Origin of the sequence: Mesorhizobium sp. M7A.F.Ca.AU.002.02.1.1 (assembly GCF_003998535.1) — a bacterium.
Lineage (GTDB): Bacteria > Pseudomonadota > Alphaproteobacteria > Rhizobiales > Rhizobiaceae > Mesorhizobium > Mesorhizobium ciceri.
Map to the genome: position 1 here is coordinate 1 of NZ_RZPB01000257.1, position 7,538 is coordinate 7,538.

The following is a 7,538-nucleotide window of genomic DNA, read 5'->3' on the forward strand; positions in this document are numbered from 1 at the left end:
CAGGTCTGGCCGGCATTGCGGAACTTCGCCTGGACCGCACCGTCAACAGCACCGTCAATGTCGGCATCATCGAAGATGATGAAAGGTGCATTGCCGCCGAGTTCAAGGCTGACCTTCTTGATCTGGTCAGAGCACTGACGCATCAGCAGCCGTCCGACCTCGGTCGAACCGGTGAAGCTGATCTTTCGAATCTTGGAATTGGTGCAGAGTTCACGGCCCACGCGATCACCTTCGGACGCATAGATCAGGTTGACCACGCCATCGGGAAAGCCGGCCTGATGGGCGAGGGCGAACATTGCGCCAGCCACGAGCGGCGTCTGTTCAGCGGGCTTGAGCACGATTGTGCAGCCCGCAGCCAAGGCCGGCGAGATTTTGCGCGCCACCATGGAGGCCGGGAAATTCCATGGCGTGATCGTGCCAACAACGCCGATGGGCTGCTTGATCACTAGCATTCGGCGGTCTGTCGAGGGTGCCGAGATCGTCTCGCCATAGACGCGATTGGCCTCCTCGGCATACCATTGCAGATACGCCGCCGCATGCGATACCTCTGAAATGGCTTCGGCAAGCGGCTTGCCCATTTCCGCAGTCAGAATCGCGGCGAGATCGCCTGCATGGTCGATGATCAGCTGATGCCATCGCCAAAGAACGTCGCTACGTTCTCGGGCCGTCAACGCGGCCCATCCCGACTGCGCAACATAGGCCTTGTCTACCGCAGCACGTGTCTCCTCCACGCCCATATCGGGAAGCTCTGCCAAAACTTCGCCGGTCGACGGATTGACGACCTCGAACGTCTTATTGCCAACTGGTCTGCCGAGTGCCGGCAGGCGGTCGATGGCTCCAAACAGGTGCGGGGATTTCAGACGGCGGATCATCGGCAGGCACAGGGGCAATACCGGATTCCTCCTCAACGCAGCGAACATCCAGGTCGACAGGCCGTCAGTGTGTATTCTGCACCAGTGGGTTCGTCGTAGGGCCTCGGCAAAGCAGCTGGTAGACCACGCTAGCCCGATGAAAAGACAGCAGTTTCGTTAGTTTGAGTGCCCGCGGTTCATCAATTGATGGATTAAGCAGTCGGATGTTTGCTTCATCCACCATGCCTGCTGGTGGCATGCGACTGAATTCTGCAAAAAGGCGGCATACATGCTGAGGAGCGCCATTTCGGCGAGAGGCCGCCGGACCGCCAATGCCGCGCAAGGTCGGCGAAAACGACTCCGCGCGTCTGCATGATCTGCTTGGCCCACGGGCCTCCACATTCGCTCTTCCCACGAGAAGCCCCGATGAAGAAGGAAGGTGAGATGAGTTTCTTTACTCATCCTTGCCGCCCAGCGGCGGGCCGACCACCAAAATGGCGGGCTCGGCCGAAAGCAGCTTTTTGGCCGCCGCCTTGACCTGTTTGAGCGTCACCCGACCGATGCTGCGGGCGCGACGCTGGTTGTAGTCGACGTCGGCCTTGTGAATCTGCAAATCCAGGAGCCGGTCTGCAATCGAGCGGGTCGAGCCCAGTTGGTCGATGGCATAGGCGCCGATCAGGTGCTTCTTCGACGCCTTGAGCTCGGCCCCGGTCGGTCCTTGCTGCGCCATCTGCTTTACCACATCTCGCACGATGCTCAGTGTTTGGGCAGCGCAGTCCGAGCGTGTCTCTGTCGTAACCAGAAGCGAGTCAAGGGTTAGTTCAGAGCTGACGTGATAGGCAAGGCCGCGTTTTTGACGTACCTCCTCGTAAAGGCGGGAAGTCAAGTATGAGCCGCCAAGGATGTCGTTCAGCAGCACGGCCGCGTAGAAATCCGGCGCGCTAGGCTTCACGCCAGGCCAGGCCAACGTCAGCGAAGTCTGCGGCAGGTCGTAGTTCTCCTCCACCAGTTGACCGAGTTTCGGCGCGACATCGTAGACGGGGACGAGGGTTTGTTGCTCAGGCAAATCACCAAACAGCTGGTCAAGCCTTTCCCTCAACGTGTTCGCGTCAATGTCACCCACCACGGCAATATGGAGCCCGTCGCGAGCGAAAATGGCCTGGTGGAAGGCGCGGAGGTCGGACGGCGTGATGCCGGGCAGGCTCTCTTTTGTGCCTTCTCCCAGCCTTGAACAAGGATGCGCGCCATAGATCGCGCGCAGCCATTTGCGCTGAGCGATGGCGTTAGGGTCTCGCTCGCTGCCGACGATGCGGGAGACAATCTCGGCGCGGACGCGATCGATCGGCCCCTGCTCGAAGCGCGGCGCGTTCAGCGCGAGCCGAAGCAGGCCGAACGCCGCGTCCTGCTTTTTGGAAAGCATGCACATCGATCCGTAGATGTCGTCGCTTTGCGCGTCCAAACTCATTTCGGCGCCGGCATGGTCGAGCTTCACCTGGAAGGCACCGCTGTCGTAATGGCCAGCGCCTTCGATGAACAGGCCGGCCATCAGTTTGGCCATCCCCTCCTTCCCGACCGGGTCCTGCTTGGTGCCGCCCTTGAAGGCAAAGCCGATGTTGACGATTTCCACTGTGTGGTCCTCCACCAGCCAGGCGATGATGCCCTTTTCGGACTTCACCTCCTGGATGTTCATCGCAGCATGGGGCCGAGCGCCGAGCGTCATCTCTTGATTCTCCGTCTTGGGCAAGAGATAGCCCGTGGTCGAACGGTCGAACGCGAGATAGCGGGCGGCAACTGCTTTGATTTGCTCGGGGGTAACCTTGCGGATGCGATTCGGCCGTTCCTCGACATCCTTCACGGTACCGCCGGTGGCCAGCGTCGAGCCGTAGATGCTGGCGAGCCAGTCCAGGTTGTCTTCCGCAAAGATCATATTGAGCAAATAGTGGTCCTTGGCCTTGCCTAGTTCCTCGTTGCTGACACCATCCTCGGCAATGCGGGCAACTTCGGCAGCGGCCGCCGCTTCGAGATCAGCCAGCTTGGCATCGCCGCGCGGTGCGCCATAGATGGCGAACTTGGTGTCGTCGAGCATAGTGCCCTGGAAATAGACGCGGGCGCTGGAAGCGATACCTTGCTGGACAGCGAGCGCCTGGTAGAGCCGGCCGCGGTTACCGCCGCCGAGAATTTCGGCCAGCAGGTCGAGCGCTTCGGCCTCGCCCGGCTTGGCGGTGTGGTAGGACGGCACCACCCACTGCGTCGAAAAACTGGGCACGCTGACGCGGGCGTCTGAGAGCGTGACGGTGCGCCTGGTGTTCTGCTCGGGCTCAACCGGCCGGATGCGCGGCGGCAGGTCAGGTCCGCGCGCCACCTTGCCATAGGTCTTTTCGGCCAGCGCCCGCACCGTGTCCGGTTCGACATCGCCGGCCACGATCAGCACGGAGTTGTTGGGCCAGTAGTACTTTTCATAGAAGACGGTGGCGTCGACGCGGTTCAGCTGCTCGATCTCCTGCATCCAGCCGATGATCGGGATGCGATAGGGGTGGTTCTGCCACAGCGTCGCGTCGATCTCCTCATGGAGAACGTCCTGCGGGTTGGTGTCGGTGCTTGAGCGGCGCTCCTCGATGACCACATCGCGCTCGGTCTTGACGACATCGTCGGTCAGGATGAGGTTTCGCATTCGGTCGGCCTCGAAGCTCATCATCAGCTCGAGCGCCGACGGCGCCACTGTCTGATAGAAGGCGGTGTAGTCGGAGGAGGTGAAGGCGTTGTTGGAGCCGCCGATCTCGAACACTGCGCGGTCGAATTCGCCGCCCGCATGGTTGGTCGTCGCCTTGAACATCAGATGCTCGAAGAAATGGGCGATGCCGGATTTGCCCGGCGGCTCGTCGGCGCTGCCGATCTTGTACCACACCATGTGGGTGACGATCGGCGCCCGGTGGTTGGGAATGACGACCACCTCCATGCCGTTGTCGAGCACGAAATCCCTCGCCTTGCCGTCCTCCCATGCGACGGGGATCGGAGCCGGCCCCGCGCCGACCAACTCGGACGCAACGGACGTCCTGCGAAGCCCATGAGTGCGGGGCTTGCTTGGTAGTTCTGGTAGGGAGAGTGGGGTTATGGGCTGCGTTCCTGGCAAAGTGATCTGTTCCTCATTTTGAAGGATCTATGTCTCCCGAACGCCTATTGGGAGAAAGTGGATCGGCACGCGACGCCGAGCCACATGAGCCGTCAGCGTGTTGCTGGGCCTGACGCGAGCCTCATCTTTGGATGCGTCCGGGAAACTTTCGGCATGGTGAGGCCATGGGAAGTCTGCTCGTTATCCATTGGGTGTTTGCGGATACCTGAGCATGCCCCGTGCCAAGTAAGAAAGCCCCGATTCGCAAGGTTTGATCCAACCTTGATACTTGCGATATCCGACATTGTCGGGCATCCGACAGAAAGCGCCTTTCGCCGGCGCGCCGGCTATGACGCTCGCCTCCTCCGGCGTGACGACGATCCTTTGGCGGGCGCCGCGCACACCGATCTGCCCGCCTATCAGCACCGCGACATCGAAGGACAGCGCGATCGTGACTGGATGGGTCTTACGCAAACATGCAGCAGTGCCACCGCGATCAGGACTTCATCCGCCCCACAAAGACCCGAGCGCGAGGGACGACGTGTAAGGCAACATGTCATCCTCGATAATGATGCCGCGCATAAAGAGGTAAGGTCCCTCGTCGTACCGGCGAGCCCCTTCGCTGGGTCTCGCGAGGGTCTGGTTTGCGAACGTCGACCGACAGCATCACGGCATGGGCGGCCCCATCGGTAGGCAAGCATTGACCGTGCCATCAGCGTTGAGGCAGCGCAGAGCCCAATTTCCCGGTGCCAGCCGGTACGTTGGAGCTTCAACTGTGGCCAGCCAAGCGGGCCGAGGCCGTGAAACTCCTGATACCCTGGACCGTCCGGATTGCAACGCACGACGCCTTGGTCTCGCGCCAACGTCCATTGACGCTCAGCGAAGCATCATGCGGACGAGCTGGGAAAGCTTGGCCGGGCCGGCGCCTTCCCAGGCGCATGGGACGCGCGACGACCCATGTGGACCTTGGATTTCACTACGCACTTACGCTGCTTTGGCCTTGTCAGCAGCCTGAGCATAAAGCGTGCTCAGCTTTCAGGGCGAGCCTCTTTCATGTTGATAGCATCTGTCGTCATTCAGGATCGCCCCATTTTCGCATGCCGCTTGCAGCTTTCAGACTGTTGTCAGCCAGGGCCGCCATAAAGGGTCTCGTTTAACGCATTCGGGAGGCTTCATCACTCGACCACATTAATTTCGGGCCGTTCGCCGGCGCTCCGAATGGCACTTAACACCAGATCCTCTCCAAACCCGTGATGATCCAAGAGGAAAACGAAAAATCCCTAAATCATAAAAAAGCACCGATACGGTCGGCTCCAGGCTGATGAAATTGCGGTCTCACTGGCCACGCACGATACTTGCGATGGCGATGGCCATTGCAAAGGCCGGTCAAGCACCCAAGACGCTGACAAGCACGCCTCCGACCAAAGCTCGATCGTTGGCAGCCTTTCTAGCCGTATACTTGGGGCATTTTGGGACGGCGATCCGGACGCCGATTAAAACCTGCCGGTCGTCTAAATGGAATGGTTGGTCCGGGTCCTTACTGGACCTGCGCCAACCCGATCGGGCCGGCGCACAGGGGCACCCAGACAATTGGACACGTCGCCTTTGCGCGGCGGCTTGCACTTTCTCGGATGGCCTTTTTTCTCCCCGGGCGAAATCGAGCGAGCGGTGAGGCGGAGCCTTCGATTTTGCCGATCATGTCGTGTCGCTTCGATCGAACTGCTCAGACGATGATAGCGGCATTGATTGCCGCGGCCGAAATGCGTTGTGTGAAGTACGATTTCTACGCCGTATACATACTGCCGTACAGTTCGCCCTGTCAGCAGCCTTGCCAGCAATCCGCCCTGTGTCCAACTGTCGTCGAATTCACCGGTGTCATTGAGGAATTCGTATGATCGCCTCGAAACCATCATTGCGACCGCGGGCGGGCGACGCAAGCTCTAGACTGCCACCGATCCGCTGGATAACCATGTTAGCGATATGTAGACCAAGGCCTGAGCCCGCAGCAGGAGTAGCACCACGACTAAATCGCTTTGTAAGCCCTTCGAGGTCGGGGAGGGGCACCACCGGTCCGGCGTTTGCAATAGCGATGGTTCCATCAGTTTGGACGGAAACTGTTGTCGGAACAGTGGGCAGTCCATGTATCAGCGCATTCTCGATCAGGTTACGAAGGAGGATCCCAAACGCATCGACATCCACTTTGCGCATCAAAGTGGGGCAGCCGTCGACGTTAAGATGCAGGCGTCCGGCATATTGCGGCTTTTTCCTCAGGTCATCGATTTCCAGCCGAACCGATCGGACAAGATCGATCGCGTGATCCGCCATGCCAACCCCCGATTCGGCTTGAGCGAGCTGAAGCACTTTTTCGACAAGGCGGCCAAGGCTCGACAGCGCTTGCTCGATGCCGCGCGCACGCATTTTGGCCGACCCATTGGGAAGCTCGGCCACTAATCTCTGCATCTGAGCGATTGAACCTGCGATCGGCGTGCGCAGTTCATGCGCACTGTTTGCGGCGAACTCGCGTTCGGCCTCGAGAGCCGCCCGCAGACGATCGAGAAGCCGATTGACGGATGCCGCGATTGGAGCCAACTCTGCCGGGAAATCGCCCAAGTCCATTGGTGACAGATTGCCGCCGTCGCGCGATCCGATCTGCTGTCGCAGTACCTCGATTGGCCGCAGCGAGCGCCGGATCACGATCCACCAAACAGCTAAGCTAAAGGGCAGGAGCACGAGTGTCGGAAGGAAGACAAAAAGTGCGCCCTTCGCGATTGTGGTACGGCGGCCATCAAGCGGTTCGGCCAACTGATGATACACGCCGTCTTGGATCTCCTCTGTGTAGACGCGGTAATCAGCGTTTCGCCAAAAGCCGTTACTCAGGGGAGCATCAGGGAAGGGCTGCTGACCCTCTTCCGGTTCAGAAATAAGCACTACCCCGTACTTATTAATAACCTGCTCACGATAGGTCCAGTACTTTTCATAAGTTGGCAAGTGGTTATTGTATTGATCAACGTGTTTTCCATTCAAGACCTTGATCAGCTCTGGTTCTCTGTACTCTGCGCTCCCCTGGAGCAAGTCATCCGAACTTTCGTTTACATTATTGCAAAAAATGAACGCAGCAATGGTTGGGGCGGCGATCCAAACCAGGAGCGTTGCCCCGCCTAACCACGATATCAGCTTTCTCGTCATGCTGTTCGAGTTCGTCATGTGACCACGAGCCTGTATCCGGAGCCACGCACGGTTGCTATTCTATCCCCGCCGATCTTCTTGCGGAGCCGGCTGACATAAACCTCCACTGTGTTGCTCTCGAACTCCGAATTGAATGAATAAAGCGCGTGCTCGATCCTCCCCTTTGAAACGACCGAACCGGGCCGGCGTAGAAGGCAGTCGAGCACCGCCCATTCGCGTCCAGACAGGTGGACCTCCTGCCCGTCGCGGAAGAGGCGTCGCTCGGCTGCCTGTATGGAAAGCGTCCCAACCGAAAATTGCGGCTCCGGAAAATGCCCTTGGCGACGTGCCACTGCACGGATGCGTGCCGAGAGTTCCCCCAGATCGAACGGCTTGACCAAATAGTCGTCGGC

4 protein-coding genes and 1 pseudogene are annotated in these 7,538 nt (G+C 59.5%); all 5 read right to left on the reverse strand.

Annotation, left to right across the window (positions count from 1 at the left end):
* The coding region (locus EN879_RS17040; RefSeq protein ID WP_127274146.1) for an aldehyde dehydrogenase family protein at nucleotides 1-890 on the reverse strand (890 nt) is incomplete at its 3' end.
* 415 nt (nucleotides 891-1,305) lie between these two features.
* A complete protein-coding gene (locus EN879_RS17045) occupies nucleotides 1,306-2,571 on the reverse strand; it encodes a pitrilysin family protein (RefSeq protein ID WP_128311092.1) in 1,266 nt (421 codons plus the stop codon).
* Nucleotides 2,572-2,580: 9 nt separating this feature from the next.
* A pseudogene (locus tag EN879_RS17050) lies at nucleotides 2,581-3,885 on the reverse strand (pitrilysin family protein); the annotation flags it as partial.
* 1,950 nt (nucleotides 3,886-5,835) lie between these two features.
* A complete protein-coding gene (locus EN879_RS17055; RefSeq protein WP_063169275.1) occupies nucleotides 5,836-7,164 on the reverse strand; it encodes a HAMP domain-containing sensor histidine kinase in 1,329 nt (442 codons plus the stop codon).
* Nucleotides 7,161-7,538: response regulator transcription factor (locus EN879_RS17060; RefSeq protein WP_164774440.1), on the reverse strand; the 378-nt coding region annotated here is incomplete at its 5' end. The genes EN879_RS17055 and EN879_RS17060, both read right to left, overlap by 4 nt.